This window comes from Variovorax sp. 10L426 (genome assembly GCF_056395305.1).
Map to the genome: position 1 here is coordinate 1 of NZ_JBFTJF010000018.1, position 15,973 is coordinate 15,973.

Annotated in this window: 17 protein-coding genes and 1 pseudogene; 9 read left to right on the plus strand and 9 right to left on the minus strand. The window is 67.8% G+C overall.

What is annotated here, in order from left to right:
• From AC1DHL_RS23345 to AC1DHL_RS23360, 4 genes and pseudogenes are all read left to right on the plus strand, one after another.
• A pseudogene (locus AC1DHL_RS23345) lies at window positions 1-254 on the plus strand (hypothetical protein); the annotation flags it as partial.
• A gap of 123 nt (window positions 255-377) precedes the next feature.
• Entirely contained in the window at window positions 378-1,250 is an 873-nt protein-coding gene (gene yghU, locus AC1DHL_RS23350) for a glutathione-dependent disulfide-bond oxidoreductase (protein WP_478163534.1), read from the plus strand.
• Window positions 1,234-1,866, plus strand: coding sequence for a glutathione S-transferase family protein (locus AC1DHL_RS23355; protein WP_478103702.1), 633 nt, complete (start codon window positions 1,234-1,236; stop codon window positions 1,864-1,866). Before yghU ends, AC1DHL_RS23355 begins: the two co-directional genes overlap by 17 nt.
• A 13-nt stretch (window positions 1,867-1,879) precedes the next feature.
• Entirely contained in the window at window positions 1,880-2,302 is a 423-nt protein-coding gene (locus tag AC1DHL_RS23360; RefSeq protein ID WP_478103703.1) for a GFA family protein, read from the plus strand.
• Here AC1DHL_RS23360 and AC1DHL_RS23365 read toward each other — a convergent pair.
• Window positions 2,287-3,189: a LysR substrate-binding domain-containing protein gene (locus AC1DHL_RS23365; protein ID WP_478163535.1), complete on the minus strand. Its 903-nt coding sequence runs from the start codon at window positions 3,187-3,189 to the stop codon at window positions 2,287-2,289. The genes AC1DHL_RS23360 and AC1DHL_RS23365 overlap by 16 nt on opposite strands.
• Window positions 3,190-3,286: 97 nt before the next feature.
• Between AC1DHL_RS23365 and AC1DHL_RS23370 the strand changes: the two genes are divergently transcribed.
• From AC1DHL_RS23370 to AC1DHL_RS23390, 5 genes are all read left to right on the plus strand, one after another.
• A complete protein-coding gene (locus AC1DHL_RS23370) occupies window positions 3,287-4,033 on the plus strand; it encodes a sulfite exporter TauE/SafE family protein (protein ID WP_478103706.1) in 747 nt (248 codons plus the stop codon).
• A gap of 118 nt (window positions 4,034-4,151) precedes the next feature.
• Window positions 4,152-4,565, plus strand: a complete 414-nt coding sequence (locus tag AC1DHL_RS23375) for a hypothetical protein (RefSeq protein WP_478163536.1) — start codon at window positions 4,152-4,154, stop codon at window positions 4,563-4,565.
• Window positions 4,562-4,939: a hypothetical protein gene (locus tag AC1DHL_RS23380; protein WP_478163537.1), complete on the plus strand. Its 378-nt coding sequence runs from the start codon at window positions 4,562-4,564 to the stop codon at window positions 4,937-4,939. The genes AC1DHL_RS23375 and AC1DHL_RS23380 overlap by 4 nt, the downstream gene beginning before the upstream one ends.
• Window positions 4,940-4,941: 2 nt before the next feature.
• Window positions 4,942-6,168 carry an MFS transporter gene (locus tag AC1DHL_RS23385; protein WP_478163538.1) on the plus strand — a complete coding sequence of 409 codons (1,227 nt, stop codon included), beginning with the start codon at window positions 4,942-4,944 and terminating at the stop codon, window positions 6,166-6,168.
• A 42-nt stretch (window positions 6,169-6,210) separates the two neighbouring features.
• The gene (locus tag AC1DHL_RS23390; RefSeq protein WP_478103711.1) at window positions 6,211-6,567 is read left to right on the plus strand and encodes a hypothetical protein; all 357 of its coding nucleotides are present in this window, start codon (window positions 6,211-6,213) and stop codon (window positions 6,565-6,567) included.
• Window positions 6,568-6,574: 7 nt separating this feature from the next.
• On the opposite strand, the gene AC1DHL_RS23395 is transcribed toward AC1DHL_RS23390, so the two are convergent.
• From AC1DHL_RS23395 to AC1DHL_RS23430, 8 genes are read right to left on the minus strand one after another with little or no spacing between them, the layout of a single operon-like run.
• Window positions 6,575-7,438 (minus strand): isocitrate lyase/PEP mutase family protein, encoded by an 864-nt coding sequence (locus AC1DHL_RS23395; RefSeq protein WP_478163539.1) that lies wholly within the window; start codon window positions 7,436-7,438, stop codon window positions 6,575-6,577.
• Window positions 7,371-8,846: an FAD-dependent oxidoreductase gene (locus AC1DHL_RS23400; protein WP_478163540.1), complete on the minus strand. Its 1,476-nt coding sequence runs from the start codon at window positions 8,844-8,846 to the stop codon at window positions 7,371-7,373. Before AC1DHL_RS23400 ends, AC1DHL_RS23395 begins: the two co-directional genes overlap by 68 nt.
• Before the next feature lie 2 nt (window positions 8,847-8,848).
• Window positions 8,849-9,463, minus strand: coding sequence for a cysteine hydrolase family protein (locus AC1DHL_RS23405; RefSeq protein ID WP_478163541.1), 615 nt, complete (start codon window positions 9,461-9,463; stop codon window positions 8,849-8,851).
• Window positions 9,460-11,523 carry a hydantoinase/oxoprolinase family protein gene (locus AC1DHL_RS23410; RefSeq protein WP_478163542.1) on the minus strand — a complete coding sequence of 688 codons (2,064 nt, stop codon included), beginning with the start codon at window positions 11,521-11,523 and terminating at the stop codon, window positions 9,460-9,462. Before AC1DHL_RS23410 ends, AC1DHL_RS23405 begins: the two co-directional genes overlap by 4 nt.
• Window positions 11,520-13,223 carry a hydantoinase B/oxoprolinase family protein gene (locus tag AC1DHL_RS23415; RefSeq protein WP_478103718.1) on the minus strand — a complete coding sequence of 568 codons (1,704 nt, stop codon included), beginning with the start codon at window positions 13,221-13,223 and terminating at the stop codon, window positions 11,520-11,522. Before AC1DHL_RS23415 ends, AC1DHL_RS23410 begins: the two co-directional genes overlap by 4 nt.
• The gene (locus tag AC1DHL_RS23420) at window positions 13,216-13,722 is read right to left on the minus strand and encodes a LeuD/DmdB family oxidoreductase small subunit (protein ID WP_478103719.1); all 507 of its coding nucleotides are present in this window, start codon (window positions 13,720-13,722) and stop codon (window positions 13,216-13,218) included. The genes AC1DHL_RS23415 and AC1DHL_RS23420 overlap by 8 nt, the downstream gene beginning before the upstream one ends.
• Window positions 13,719-14,996: a 3-isopropylmalate dehydratase large subunit gene (locus tag AC1DHL_RS23425; RefSeq protein ID WP_478163543.1), complete on the minus strand. Its 1,278-nt coding sequence runs from the start codon at window positions 14,994-14,996 to the stop codon at window positions 13,719-13,721. The genes AC1DHL_RS23420 and AC1DHL_RS23425 overlap by 4 nt, the downstream gene beginning before the upstream one ends.
• A gap of 5 nt (window positions 14,997-15,001) precedes the next feature.
• Window positions 15,002-15,958, minus strand: coding sequence for a tripartite tricarboxylate transporter substrate binding protein (locus AC1DHL_RS23430; RefSeq protein WP_478163544.1), 957 nt, complete (start codon window positions 15,956-15,958; stop codon window positions 15,002-15,004).
• Window positions 15,959-15,973: the final 15 nt, after the last annotated feature.

Consider the following 15,973-nt stretch of genomic DNA (forward strand, 5'->3'; position numbering starts at 1 on the left):
ACTCGAACAACCTGGTGAACGTGACCGACTACGCCGGCAAGGCCATCCGCAGCTACTCGAACAACCTGGTGAACGTGACCGACTACGCCGGCAAGGCCATCCGCAGCTACCGCTACGGGCCGGTGGTCTTCTCCGACGGCGGCGCCTGCCCGGCGCCCAACGGATGCCCGATCAGCGGCAGCGTGGCCGAATACGGCGGCGCCCTGACGCTGCCCGGCAAGCCCTTCCAGATGACGTCGTCCAACGTGCCCTGACGCCTGCGCCTGCCAAGCAAGAAAGCCCGCCCCGTGCGGGCTTTTTTTTTGGAAACGCGGATGCGCCTGCAAGGACGAACCCAAACCCGTACAGTCCCCTGCACCTTGCCTGGAGATCACTGCATGAATGATTCGTCCCCGTACACGCCGCCCACCGTCTGGGCCTGGAACAAGGAAAACGGCGGCCGCTTTGCGAATATCAACCGACCGATCGCGGGGCCGACCCACGACAAGGACCTGCCGGTCGGTCGACATCCGCTGCAGTTGTATTCGCTGGCCACGCCGAACGGCGTCAAGGTCACCGTGATGCTGGAAGAACTGCTGGAACTGGGCCATCGCGGCGCCGAGTACGACGCCTGGCTGATCCGGATCAATGAAGGCGAACAGTTCGGCAGCGGCTTCGTGGCGATCAACCCGAACTCCAAGATCCCGGCCCTGCTGGACCGCAGCGGCCCGACGCCGGTGCGCGTGTTCGAATCCGGCGCGATCCTGCTGCATCTGGCCGAAAAGTTCGGGGCCTTTCTTCCGACCCGTGTTCCGGAGCGCGCCGAATGCCTGTCGTGGCTGTTCTGGCAGATGGGCAGTGCGCCGTTCCTCGGTGGCGGGTTCGGCCACTTCTATGCCTACGCACCGACCAAGATCGAGTACGCCATCGATCGGTACGCGATGGAGGTCAAGCGTCAGCTCGACGTGCTGGACCGGCATCTCGCGGAGAAGCCGTACCTGGCGGGGAACGACTATTCGATCGCCGACATGGCCATCTGGCCCTGGTACGGCACGCTCGTCAAAGGCCAGCTCTACGAGTCAGGCGAGTTCCTTCAGGTCGAGGAATACAAGCACGTCCTGCGCTGGACGGACCAGATCGCCAAGCGCCCCGCCGTGCAGCGCGGCCGCATGGTCAACCGCACCTGGGGCCAACCGGCCAGCCAGTTGCACGAGCGCCATGACGCCGCAGATTTCGATACGCAAGGCACCGACGATGATCACTCTCTATGACTGCGCCACGGCACCGAGCCCGCGCCGCGCTCGCATCCTTCTCGCCGAAAAAGGTGTCGCCCATGAAACAGTCCAGGTGGACCTGAGAAACAACGAGCAACTCGGCGACGCCTTTCGAAAGGTGAACCCGCAATGCACGGTGCCCGTGCTGCACACCGACGAGGGGCTGCTGCTGACCGACAACGCTTCGATCACGGCCTACCTCGAGGCACGCTATCCGGCACCGCCCTTGCTGGGACGCACCCCCCAGGAAAAGGCCGAGATCGCCAGTTGGAACTGGCGCATCGAATTCGAGGGACTGCTGTCCATCGCAGAGGCCTTGCGCAACAGCGCACCCGCCCTGGCCAATCGGGCGCTGCCCGGGCCGGTGGACTATCCGCAGATTCCTGAACTGGCGCAGCGTGGCCTGGCCAAGGCGCAGCAGTTCTTCGTCACCCTCAACGACCGCCTGGCCGACCGGGACTTCATCGCCACGGACCGACTCAGCATTGCCGACATCACCGCGGTGGTGGCCGTCGACTTCGCGCGCGTGATCAAGGTCAAGCCGGGCGAACAGCACCCGCACCTGCTGCGCTGGCGGTCGGCCATGGCGCAACGGGCGCCGATGTCACTCTAGGGAGGGCACGCAAATGATCGTCAAAGGCGGTTGTCATTGCGGCAACATTTCCTTCAAGCTCACCTGGGAGCCGGATCCTGCGGAAATTCCGGCGCGTGCGTGCGGATGCTCGTTCTGCACCCGGCACGGCGGTGTCTGGACTTCGAACCCCGGCGGTGCGCTCGGCGTGACTGTGGCCGACCCCTCGCTTGTTTCCAGGTACTTTTTCGGAACACGCACGGCCGACTTCCATGTCTGCGCCCGCTGCGGCGTCGTGCCCCTGGTGACCAGCACGATCGATGACCACACTTACGCCGTCGTGAACGTGAATACGTTCGACAACGTGGACCCATCCCTTCTTCGCCGCACGCCCACGTCCTTCGACGGAGAGAGCCTCGCGTTGCGACTGGCACGCCGAAAACGCAACTGGATCGCCGACGTTCAGTTTTTTTCCTGAGGCGCATCCGCCAGCAAGTGCGTCAGCATCCTCCGCGCATTCAACGGTAGCTCGTCCTCGCGGCGAACGCATGCCAGCAGATGCCGCGCCGCCCACGCGTCGGTGATCGCGATCCGGCTTGTCTTCATCGGCTCGGCGCATCGGTCCGCCGCGGCCTTCGGCACGATACCGACGCCGACGCCCTGCTCGACCATGCGGCACATGCCCTCGAAACTGCGCACGCGCACGCGATAGACCAGCCGCTTGCCCAGCCGCCTCGCATGCAGCGCGATATGCGCCTCCAGCGGACTGCCCTCCGCCAGGCCCACGAACTCGCAGTCGACCAGTTCCGCGAGCGTCACACGACGCCGACGTGCGAGCCGGTGACCGCGCGGCACCACCAGCACCAGATCATCGCGCCGGAACATGAAGTGCTGCAGGCCCTCGACATCGACCGCGTCGGAGACGATGCCGATGTCGCAAAGGCCCGCACGCACCGCGTCCACGATGTCGATGCTGGGCTGCTCCTCCAGGTCGACGGAGACGCGCGGATTGCGCGCAAGAAAGCTGGTCAGGGCCTCGGGCAGGTGCTCGGTCATGGCGGAGGTGTTGCAAAGCAGGCGCACGTGGCCCTTCAGCCCTGTTCCGTATTCGCTCAGTTCGCCGCGCATGCGCTCCATCTGAATCAACACGAGCCGCGCATGGTGCACCAGCGTGCGGCCGGCTTCGGTGGGCTTCACGCCCTGCTTGGCGCGCAGCAATAGCGGGGTGCCGAGCGAATCCTCCATGCCGATCACGCGCTGGCTGGCGGAAGCCAGCGTCATGTGCGTCTGCACGGCGCCGCCGGTGATGGTGCCGTTCTCGACGATGTTGACGAAGAGCCGCAGGTCGGTGAGATCGAAACGCATGGGCCGCAAGGTAGCACAGCCATCCTCAGTCCACGCCTGAGGATGGGTCCATGAGATCCGCATTTTCGGCGGCGTTCATTTTCGCGAGACTGGCGGCATGTTTTCTTCTCACAGTCTCGCGGTATGGGCCCTCGTAGCCGCAGTCTTCGTCCTCGCCGGCGTCGTCAAGGGCGTGATCGGGCTGGGATTGCCGACGTTGTCGATGGCGCTCCTCGCGCTGTGGATGCCGCCGGCCGAAGCCGCGGCTTTGCTGATCGTGCCCTCGCTGGTGACCAATGTCTGGCAATTGCGACCCTGGCCGTCCGTGGCCCCGATCGCGCGGCGACTCGGCGGCATGCAGTTGGGCGTCGTCGCTGGCACGCTGGCGGGCGCGTGGTGGTTCGGTGCACCGGCCGGCGCGGGCGCGACCATCGCCCTCGGCGTGGCCCTCGCCGCGTATGCCGCCTGGGGTCTGCTCGGTCGAAGCGTGCACGTATCGGCGGACAGCGAACGCTGGCTGAGCCCACTGACGGGCGCGCTGACCGGTGCGGTGACCGCCCTCACCGGCGTGTTCGTGCTCCCGGCAGTGGTCTATCTGCAGGCCTTGAGCCTCTCGCGCGACGAATTGATCCAGGCGATGGGTTTGTCGTTCACGACATCCACGCTGGCGCTCGCCGTCGCCCTGGCCGGCCAGCACGGCTACTCGATGCCGCTCGCAGGCGCGTCGGTCGCGATGCTGTTGCCGGCGCTGTGCGGCATGGCGGCGGGCCAATGGGTGCGATCCCGACTGTCGGTGCGGCTCTTCAGGCGCTGCTTCTTCATCGGGCTCGCGCTGCTGGGCGGCTACATGGTCGCGCGAGGATGACGCCGCGCCGCGGCCAAATCGGCCGCAAGATGAACAGGTTGCGCGTTGCGGATTACCTTTCTAGCATCTCCTGGCACGGACGCACCCGAATGCTGGCGCGCCGACCCAAGGAGCAGGCATGCAGCGTTTCGGCAAACTGGCAGCGGCGGGCATGATCGCGATCGGCGCGATCGCATGCACGGGCACATCCACGGAAGCGATGGCCCAAACGTCCAAGGCCGCGCCCGCCCCGGACGCACTGGCGGACGACTCGTCCACCCTCTCCTGTGCAGACTTCAACGCGGCAGCCGCGCAGGTGACGCCCGCAAAGAACGCCACGGCCGCGCAGAAGCGAACGGCCGTGGACGCCCAGGACTACATCGGCACCGGGATGGTCTGGCTCCATGGCTATCTCACCGGCCGCAAGGGCGCCGAGGTCGGCAAGCTGACGCGCGAATGGGTGGAGGTGAACGTCGCCAAGCTCGGCAAGGAATGCGCTGCCGCCACCGACCCGACCCACACGCTGCTGGTCGACCTGATCGTCAAGCCATGAAAATCTCCCCTGCCCTCACCCTCGCGCGCTGCGCGGTGATCCTGCTGGCGCTGGCCGCTGGCGAGAGCGATGCGCAACGCCACGGCAGCCGTCATCGCCACCACAACAACTGGAACAACCACTGGCACAACGACTGGGACAACCGGCGCGACGCGCGAAGAGCAGGCGTCGTCACCGGTGTCGTCGCGGGCGGGATCGCAGGCTCGGCGGCGCGGAACCGGGCCGACCAGCGCTACGCCGACTGCCTGTGGGCCACGGGCTACAGCTGGGAGTGCGATCGCCGTCGCTGGGACGACGAGATGCGCGCCCGCGAGAGCGCGCGCAGAACCGCCGTCGTGGCCGGCGTCGCTGCCTACGCGATCGTCCGGAACTGAAATTGACATCGCTCGCCAGCGACGAAGCCTCGACGCTGCGACGGATTCCCGCCGGCATCTGGGTTCTGGGTTTCGTCAGCCTGCTGATGGACGTCTCGTCCGAGATGATCCACGGCCTGCTGCCCATGTTCATGGTGACGGTGCTCGGGACCAGCGTGCTGGCCGTCGGGATCATCGAGGGGCTCGCCGAATCGGTCGCGCTCATCGTCAAGGTCTTCTCCGGCGTACTCAGCGACTACTTCGGGCGGCGCAAGGCATTGACTGTCGCGGGCTACGGGCTCGGCGCGCTCAGCAAGCCCTTGTTCGCGCTCAGCACGGGACTCGGGGGCATCGTCACCGCACGGCTGCTGGACCGGCTCGGCAAGGGCATCCGCGGCGCGCCGCGCGATGCCCTGGTCGCCGACATCGCGCCCGAGGACTTGCGAGGCGCCGCCTTCGGCCTGCGGCAGTCGCTGGACACGGTCGGCGCCTTCGTCGGCCCCTGTGTAGCGGTCGGGCTGATGCTCCTGTGGGCCAACGATTTCCAGGCGGTGTTCTGGGTTGCGACGGTGCCGGCCTTTCTCGCCGTGCTCCTGCTGCTCTTCGGGCTGCACGAACCCGCGCAGACGCAGATCCGCCAACGGGTCAATCCGGTCCGGCGCGAGAACGTGAAGCGGCTTCCGGCCGCGTACTGGTGGGTCGTCGGCGTGGGCGCGATCTTCACGCTGGCGGGATTCAGCGAGGCATTTCTCGTCCTGCGCGCGCAGCAGACCGGTATCCCGCCGGCCCTCGTTCCCCTCGTGATGGTGGCGATGAACGTGATCTATGCCGCTTCGGCCTATCCGTTCGGCAAGCTGTCGGACCGGATGAGTCACCGCCGCTTGCTGGGCTTCGGCCTCGTGATGCTGCTGGCGGCGGACCTCGTGCTGGCCAGCGGCCCGAACAAGTTCGCGCTGTTTGGCGGCGTGGCCCTTTGGGGCGTGCACATGGGCATGACGCAGGGACTGCTCGCCGCGATGGTCGCGGACACCGCGCCGGATGACTTGCGCGGCACCGCCTACGGCGTGTTCAACCTGGTCAGCGGCATCGCCATGCTGGTCGCCAGCACGCTGGCGGGACTGCTGTGGGACGCCTTCGGCGCTGCGGCGACCTTTCGTGCAGGCGCAGTGTTCTGCCTGGCGGCGCTGGTGGTCGCGCGCTGGCGCACCGGACCCGCATCAATACGTATTGAAAAGAAACCAAAGTACTAATAGGCTTCAGCTTTTGCATCGTCCTCGGAAGGAGTGTTGCCCATGCGAGCACTTGTATCCATCCTGGCCGGCGTCACGCTCTTCGTCAGCAGCATTGCAGTGTGGTGGTTCTACTGGCCGGTCTGGAAAGTCGAGACGAACGTTCGAAAGCAGCTTCCGGATGGCTTCACGAGCTTTTCGGGCGTGAAGTTCAACCGCACCACGGGCGCCGGCTGCGGCTACGTCAATGCCGGCAATCGCCCGGGCGCGCCCCAGGGGAAGACGCATTTCGTCCTGCTGCCGGACGGCAGCGTGAAGTTCGACCCGGCTGACCGCGTGACGGGCTCGACGCTGCAGCAGCTCGAAGCGCTGCGCAAGCACGCCGACTATCTGGCGCTGGTTTACGCGCGCTGCACCTGAGACGGCGCTATTCGTACTTCTTGCCGGTCCGCATCAGCGCCGGCGTGCCGATGACTTCGTTCAGGGCATCGAAATCCAGCATCTGCGAACGCCACGGCTGGGTGGTCCGGTGCGCGTGCAGGCTGGCGTAGTAGCCCTGCAGCGTGTGCACGACCGCGCGCGCAGTGCCGCCCGGAAAGATCGCAATCCGAAAACCGTGCGCCTGCAACGCATCCGCGTCCTGGATGGGCGTCTTGCCACCTTCGACCATGTTGGCCAGCAAGGGCACGCGTTGCGCGAATCGCCCGCACGCGGCGTCCATCTGCTCGGGTGAGCGCAGCGCCTCGATGAAGAGCGCGTCCACGCCGCAGGCCAGATAGGCCTCGGCGCGATCCAGTGCGGCGTCGAGGCCTTCGACCGCGACTGCGTCCGTGCGCGCAAGGATGAGGGTGTCGCTCGACGCGCGCGCGTCCAGCGCCGCCTTGAGCTTGCCGACCATCTCGCGCTCGGGCACCACCGCCTTGCCGTCGAGATGGCCGCAGCGCTTCGGAAAGGTCTGGTCCTCGATCTGCACCATCGCCGCACCGGCGCGCTCGAAGCCGCGCACGGTGCGCTGCGTGTTGAGCGCGTTGCCGAAGCCGGTGTCGGCGTCGACGATCACCGGCAGATTCACGCGTTCGGTGATCCGCGCGAGCGTGTCGGCGACTTCGGTAAATGTCGTGAGGCCGATGTCCGACCGGCCCAGGCGCGTGTAGGCAATCGAGGCGCCCGAAAGGTACAGCGCCTCGAAACCGGCCTGCTCGGCCACCAGCGCGCTCAGCGCGTCATAGACGCCCGGCGTCAGCACGATGTCGTTGGAGGTGAGGCGCGTCTTGAATGTCTTGCTTGTCATCGGATGCTTCCGTTGGATGAATGAGCGCCGCAGCCGTGTGCGCCGCGATGTAGCCGCCCGCGACGGCGCTCAGGAGTCCGTTGCCGGAGAGATAGCCCCAGACTTCGTCGCCGGACACGCCGCCCGCCGCGCCGCCGGCCGCGAGCAGATTGGCGAAGGGTGTGCCGTCCTGTCGCAGCACGCGCATGTCGCCCGCGACGTCGAGGCCGCCCTGCGTATGGAACAACGCGCCAGTCACCTTCACCGCGAAGAACGGCGCGGTCAGGGCACGATTGAAAACCCGTCCATCAGGCAGTGGCGACTTGTCCTGCATCGCCGCGAGCGTCCGCTCCAGCACGGCAGCGTCGCAGCCGATGCACGCCGCCAGATCGGCCGCCGTGTCGCATCGCCTCAGCGCTCCGGCTGCCTCGGCTTCGCAGAAATCGGGGAAGCCGCGCGCGAGCGCGAGCAGCGGCGTATCGAACACATTCCACGCGATGCCGCCGGCCTGTGCGAGCACGTGCACGGCTGCTTCGGAATAGCCCTGCGTCTCGTCGTGAAAGCGCCGCCCTTCGCGGTTGATCTGCACGCCGCCTTCCATCATCACGGCCCACGACATCAACGCGCCTTGCGGCGTGACCCACGAGCCGTGCCCCTGGTAGCCGCCGAGGTCGCGCAACCGCGCCCCCAGCGCCGCGCCCCACTGGATGGCGCTGCCGTCGTTGCCGACGTGGCCGCCGAAGCTGGCCTCTGCCATCTCGGGCAGCAACGCCCGCACCATGGCTGAATTGCCGCCGAAGCCGTTGCAGGCGAGAAGCAGCGCATCGCAGCCCAGCAATTCGCGATGCCCATCGGGCCTCTGGTATTCGATGCCGAGCACGCGGTCGGCGTCGTCGAGCACCAGCGTGTCGACGACCGCCTGTGTCAGGACCGGGATGCCGGCCGCTTCGACCGCCGCCTGCAGGCTCGCCATCAGGGCGGCGCCCGTCTTCTGCGGCAGCGCGTGCATGCGATGCACGCCGTGGCCGGGATACAGGAAACCATCGAGCAGGATCCAGTCGAGGCCGTGCCGCTCCTGGAGCACATCGATCGCCGGACCGACGGCCTGCGCGTAGGCATCGACCAGCACCGGGCTTGCCCGCCCGTGCGCCTTGGCCTGGATGTCCGCCGCGAAGCGTGCAGGGCTGTCATCGACAACGCCATGTGCACGCTGCACGCGGGTGCCGGGCGCGGGAATGAAGCCCGACGACAACGCCGTCGAACCGCTCGGCACGGCATCGCGTTCGAGCACGACGCAATCCACGCCGGCATCGCTCAGCATCAGCGCGGCGGTCAGCCCGCAGGCGCCGCCGCCGACGATCGCCACACCGACATGCACCTCGGCATCGATGGCGGAGGTGCGCCGGATACGGCGCGAAGACTCAACCATGGTCATGCCAATGCGCGCACGAAAGCTGTGCCATCCGTGACCTCGGCCACATTGCGCATGTCGGCCAGCGAAGTCTGGTGCCGCTCTTCACCGAAGGCCGCGCAGCCGTCGGCCAGCACCAGCGTGCGGTAGTCGCGCATGTGGGCGTCACGCACGGTGCTGGCGACGCCGCCGTTGGTCACGATGCCGCACACCGCCACGGTGTCGATGCCGGCGCGGCGGAGCACCCAGTCGAGTTGCGTGTTGAAGAAGGCGGAATACGCGACCTTGCTGACTGTGACGTCGATCAGGCCTGCGAGTTGATCGACGTTCGCCTGGCCCCAGCTTCCGGGCGCGAAATCGCCTTTGCGCAGATACGGCCGCAAGGCCTTGAGATGCGTCGACACCATGGGCTCGCCCTTGGCATCCGGCCACAGGGTGAACTGGCTCGCGACGACCATGCCGCCCGCGCTCTTGAGCGCCGCCGCCACCTGCGAAACGCGCGCGGGCAGCAACAGCGCAGGCGGGTTGGTGTCGCCGCCCCGCGCATAGGCGCCCTTGGGATCGAGGAAATCGTTCTGCAGGTCGATGATGACGAGCGCCGTCTTCGCTGCCGGGATCGATGCACCGCCGCTCATGACAGCCTCGCCAGCAAGTTGCCGTGCGCGTCGACTTCGGCGTGGAAGCCGGGCTCCAGCCACACGGTGGTGTCGGCCTGTTCGAGGATCGCGGGTCCGTCGATGCGCGTCCCCACGGGCAGTTCGAGTCGCGCGTAGCGCAGCGCTTCGTGCCATTGCCCGTCATGGAACACGCGCTGCGTGCCGAGCGGCTCGACGCTGCCCGCGCCTTCCGGCGCAAGCACGGCGAGATCGAACTTGGGCCGCACGCCGATGCGCGCATAGCGCAGGTTCATCACACGGATCGGAATGCCGTCGAGCACACGGCCGAAGGCCAAGGTATAGGCAGTCTCGAACGCGGTGCGGATCGAATCTGCCGTCAGCGGCTTGCTGCGCGCGTCTGGCAGTTCCACCGGCAGCGTGTGCGTCTGGCCGGCATAAAGCATGTCGAGCGCGACGATCTCACGCACTTCGTCGAAGCGCACGCCCGAGGAATCCAGGCGCCGCTGGCAACCGGCGGCCAGTTCGTCGATGCGCCGCTGAAGTTCATCCACGTCGAGTTCTGCAAGCGGTCGATTGATGGTCTGCACCGCGTCGTGCCGCATGTCGGCAATCACGCAACCCAACGCCGAGGTCACACCTGGATAGCGCGGCACGATGCCGGTGCCGACGCCGACCTCGCGCATCATGGCGCACACATGCAGCGCACCGCCGCCGCCGAAGGGCATGTAGGCAAAGCGTCGCGGATCATGGCCGCGTTCGATCGACACGAGCCGGATGGCCCCCGCCATGCGCGCATTCGCCACTGTCAGGATGGCCTCTGCGGCCGCGTGCACATCGAGGCCGAGCGGCCGCGCCACATGCTCGTCGATCGCCTGGCGCGACTTCTCGGCATCGAGCGCCGCGAGCAGTCCGCCGCCCAGCGGCCGGTCGGCCGCGATGCGGCCGAGCAGCACGTTGGCGTCGGTCACGGTGGGGCGCATGTTGCCCCGCCCGTAGCAGGCCGGCCCTGGCACGCTGCCTGCCGACTCGGGGCCGACCTGCAACATGCCGCTTGCATCCACCGAGGCGATGGAACCGCCGCCCGCGCCGATGGTCTCGATCTGGATCATCGGCGAGCGGATCACCATGCCGAACTCGATCGCCGTCTGCGCGGCCAGTGCAGCCTCGCCGTTGGCGACCAGCGAGACGTCGAACGAGGTGCCGCCCATGTCGCCCGTGATTGCATTCGGGAAGCCGGCCGCGCGCGCGATGGCTGCACAGGCGATGACGCCCGCCGCAGGCCCCGACAAAGCCGTGCGCACCGGCAGGTCGCTCGCCGTCTGCCGCGACATCACGCCGCCGTTGCTCTGCACCACCAGGAGTTCACCGGCGAAGCCTTGATCGCGCAAGTCGGATTCGAGGCGCGACAGATAGCCGCCCACCACCGGCTGCAACGCTGCATTGAGCGTGGCGGTCGAACAGCGCTCGAACTCGCGAATCTCGGGCAGCACTTCGCTGGCCGACGTCACGTGGGCGTTGGGCCAGATCTCGCGCACCGCCGCGACGGCGAGCCGTTCGTTCTCCGGGTTGGCGTAGGTGTTGATGAAGAACACGCACACCGCCTCGCAGCCTTCGGCGAGCAATGCCCGTGTCTCGGCGCGCACCTGGTCGAGATCGACCGGCGTGTGCAGGGTGCCGTCGGCAAGCACGCGCTCGTTCACTTCGCGCCGCAGGTCGCGCGGCACGACCGGCACGAAGCTGCCGCGCAGGCCCCAGGTCTGCGGCCGGTCGCGGCGGCGCATCTCCAGCACGTCGCGAAAGCCGCGCGTCGTGATGATGCCGGTGCGCGCCACCTTGCGCTCCAGCAGCGCGTTGGTGCCGACGGTGGTGCCGTGCACGATGGTGGCGATGGCCGCCGCCGAGTCAGCGACGCGCCCCACGCCGTTCATGAAGCCGCGCGCTTCTTCACCGCGCGTGGACGGCACCTTGACGATGCGCGCCGTGCCGCTGGCTTCGTCGAGCACGAAGAGGTCGGTGAACGTGCCGCCGACGTCGACGCCCACGACAAGGGATTCGAAGGATTTTCCTGGGGATGTCATTCGGACGCTTTCTTCTTCGGGTCGGTGGTGACGGTCACGTAGCCCATGGCCCGGTCGCGTTCACGCTGTTCGGACTGGCGCTCGGACGCGCTGCCCCACCCGCCCCCACCGGGGGTTTCGAGCCGTACGCGTTCGCCGCGAACGAGCTGGATGCCGCGCATCTTCGAAACCATCGGCGGCTCGTGCCATGCGCCCTCGTTCTCGTAGCGGAAGACGTTGACCGCGCCCGCGCCACCGCCCGCGATGCCCTTGGGCGGCGAGGTGCCGCGTTCACCGAAGACGAATACTTCGGCCTCCTTCTCCAGCAGCTCGATCTCGTAGACCGCGCCGAGCCCGCCGCGGTACTGGCCGTCGCCGCCCGAATCGGCGCGCAGCGACCATTCGGTGAAGCGCACCGGATACGCCGCTTCGAGAATCTCCAGCGGCGGAATCGTCGCGGTGGAGATCGGCGCGTTGCCGTGCGAGAGCCCGTCGCCGCCCGAATGCCCGCCATGGCCGCCGCCGAAGAAGCTGAACATCACCCAACGCTGTCCCTCGCGCCCCTTGTCGCTGCGGTGACCCGCGATCGACAGCGCGTTGATGGTGCCGTAGGCCTGTGCCACGGCGCGCGTGGGATCAGCCTTGGCCGCGGCGCTGAAGATCACGTCGATCATGCGCAGGATGGTCTCGGTGTAGCCGCCGACCGGGCGCGGCCGTTCGGCGCTGATCACCAGCCGGTCGGGGATGACGAAGTCCACCGCGTCGAGCACACCCGCGTTCGCCGGCACGTCGGGGAAGAGATGCTTGAGCGCGACATAGCAGGCCGCGATGGCCGTGGCGCGCGAGATATTGACCGGCCCCGCGCACTGCGGCGAGGTGCGCGAGAAATCGAGCAGCAGCCGGTCGCCGGCGACGGTCATGTCCAGCGCGATGGTCAGCGGGTCATTGGTGATGCCGTCGTTGTCGAGCACGTCGTCGAAGCTGTAGTGGCCGTCCGGCAGCGAGGCGATGTGCGAACGCATCAGGCGCAACGCACGGCTGCGCAGCTCGCCGAGCGCTCTCAGCACGAGATCGTCGCCGTATTCGTCGAGCAGGCCGTTCAGCCGCCGGGCGCCCAGTTCCAGCGCGGCGAGTTGCCCGTTGAGGTCGCCCCAGAGGCTGTCCGGCAGGCGCGTGTTGGCCTGCAGGATGGCGAGCACGTCGCGGTCGAGCACGCCGTCGCGCACGATGCGCACCGGCGGAATCTGCACCGCCTCCTGCCAGCACTCGGTGGCCGCCGGGTTGTAGTTGCCGGGCACCGCGCCGCCGACGTCGTGCCAGTGCGCGGCAGACGCCATGTGGCAATAGAGCTTTCCATTGCGGAAGAAGGGCCGCACCAGCTTGAAGTCGTTCGCGTGCGTGCCGCCGTCGTAAGCGTCGTTGCTGATCCAGATGTCGCCGTCGCGCATGCCGCCGCGCGGCTCGGCCGCCGCCACCGTCGCGCGCACTGCGAAGGCCATGGCGCCGACGAACACAGGCAGCCCCGACTTGCCCTGGACCAGCGTGTCGCCGGTGGTGGCGTCGTAAAGCCCATGGCAGGCATCGTGCGCCTCGGCAATGATGGGATTGAACGCGCTGCGGTAGAGCGTCGCGTCCATCTCGTCGGCCACCTGTTCGAGGCGGCCGCGCAGGACGGCGAGCGTGACGGGGTCGATCGCGGTCACGTGTGAAGGCTCAGACATCGGTTGCTTCCTTGCCAGCGCGCTGGCGTAACTGATTCATCAATCCGCCGGCGCGGACCATGTCCATGAGAAAGCCGGGCACTGGCTCGCAGGCCAGGCGGGTGCCATCCGGCGCAATCACGGCAGGAAGCGTGCTGTCGATGACAACGTGGTTGCCCTCGCGCAGCGTCTCGGCTTGCGGGCAGGTCAGCAGCAGCAGGCCGACGTTGAACGCGTTGCGGAAATACAGCCCGCTGTAGGAAGGCGCGATCACCGCCTTCACACCGAGGTGAACGAGCACGGCCGCGGCCTGCTCGCGCGACGAACCGATGCCGAAGTTCGGCCCCGCCACGATGACGTCGCCCGGTTGCACCTCGCGGGCGAATTCGGGCCGGACGGATTCGAGGCAGTACTGCGCGATGCGGTCGATGCCGTGCTTCATCGAATGACCGGGCGCGAGCAGGTCGGTATCGATGTCGGCACCCAGGCGCCAGACGCGGTGCATGGTGGCAACGGTCATGCGAGCACCTCGCGCGGATCGGCAATGCGGCCATGCAGCGCGGACGCGGCCACCGTGTAGGGCGAGCCCAGGTACACCTGCGCGGTTGCCGAGCCCATGCGGCCCTTGAAGTTGCGCGCGGTGGTGGAAATGACAGTGATGTCGTCGCCCATCGGATCGCCGTAACCCGAACAGGCGCCGCACGCGGTCGGAAAGAGCTCAGCGCCGGCATCCATCAGCACCTGCAAGACACCCTCCTCGCGCGCCTGCTCCTGGTCGCGGATGCTGGCGGGCGCGACGATCAGGCGGACGCCCGAGGCCACCTTGTGACCACGCAGCACCTGGGCCGCGGCGCGCAGGTCTTCGAGCTTGGCGCCCGTGCAGGCACCGATGTAGGCCACGTCCACGCGCGTGCCCGCGTAGCGACTCACACCGTGCGAATTGGCGGGACTGTGCGGCGCGGCGACGTGCGGTTCCAGCGCGGTCGCGTCGAAGCGATGGCGCATCATCTCGGCGCCGTCGTCGGTGAACCACGGCGCCATGTCGACATCGGGCGCACCGGCTTCGGCGAGAAACGCGGCGGTGGTGGCGTCAGGCGCAATCAAGCCGGCCTGCGCGCCCAGTTCGGCACTCATGTTCGACAGCGTCATGCGCTCCTGCATCGACAGCGCCTTCACGGCCGGGCCGGCGAACTCGACCGCCTGGTAGCGGCCGCCGTTCATGCCGAAGCGGCCGATCATGTGCAGCATCATGTCCTTGGCGGTCACGCCGGTCGGCAGCGCGCCGTCCCACCACATCTGGATGGTCTCGGGCACGCGCAGCCAGATCTCGCCGGTGACCATCACGCCGAGCATTTCGGTGCTGCCGACACCGAACATGTAGGCGCCGAACGCACCGCCCGTGGGCGAATGCGAATCGCCGCCCACGCACAGCATGCCGGGGCGGATGTGCCCATGCTGCGGCACCACCACATGGCAGATGCCCTGGCTGTCGTAGACATGCGGCAGTTGCTGCTCGCGGGCCCAGTCGCGCGCAATGCGCACGATGCGGCGCGAATCGTCGTCGCGCTCGGGCACGTAGTGGTCCATCACGAGCACGACGCGTGAGCGGTCCCAGATCTGGGCGCCAAGTTCTTCCAGCATCGGTTGGAGGCGACGCGGGCCGGAGGAGTCATGGAACATCGCCATGTCCACGGCGCAGGTCACGATCTCGCCCACGGACACGCGCTCGCGCCCGCTCGCACGCGCGATGAGCTTCTGGGCGAGGGTCTGGGCCGGAGTCCGTTCGGAAGCCATGGCGTTTACTCCGGCTTGGCGCCCGAGAACTTCACGACCTTGGCCCAGCGCTTGATCTCGCTCTGCACGAAGGCGCCGAACTCCTCGGGAGAGTTGCCGACGGGGATGGCCCCCTCGGCTTCGAGGCGGCGCTGCATCTCGGGCTGCTTGATCGCATGGCGGGCCGCGTCGCTGATCTTTCGCGTCACATCGGGCGCCATGTGGGCCGGCCCGAAGAGCCCGAACCAGGCGCTGGATTCGTAGCCCGGCAGCGTTTCCGCAATGGCTGGAACGTCCGGAAACGCAGGCAGCCGCTTCGCCGAAGTGACGCCGAGCGCCTTGAGCTTGCCGGCCTGGATGTGCTGCTGCACATTCCCCACGGCGGCGAACATCAGCTGCACCTGGCCTGCAAGCAGGTCCTGCACGGCCGGCGCGGTGCCGCGATAGGGAATGTTCACGATCTCCACGCCCGACTGCATCTTGAAGGCCTCGCCCGCCATGTGCAGCGACGAGCCGACGGAGCCGATGGCGAAGTTGAGTTCGCCCGGCTTTGCCTTGGCGAGCGCGATGAGCTCCTTCACGTTGTTCGCCCGCACCGAGGGATGCGCGACCAGGATCGACGGCGACGTCGCGACGCAGGTCAGCGCCGTGAAGTCCTTGACCGGATCGAAAGGCAGCTTCGGATAGAGCGTGGCGTTGATCGCGTGGCTGGTAAAGCTCATCAGCAGCGTGTTGCCGTCGGGCGCCGCCTTGGCGACCGCCTCGGCCGCGATGTTGCCGCCGGCGCCGGCGCGGTTCTCGACGATCACCGGCCTGCCGAGGGCCGGGCCCATGCTCGCAGCCAGCGTGCGGGCCAGGGTGTCGGTCGAGCCGCCCGCAGGCGCACCGACGAGGATGCGCACGGGCACGTTGCCCATCTGCGCTTGCACGCCGCCAGCGAGCGCGGCGGCGATGGACGAAATCAGGATGTCTCTGCGTTTCACGATGTTGTTGCCCCC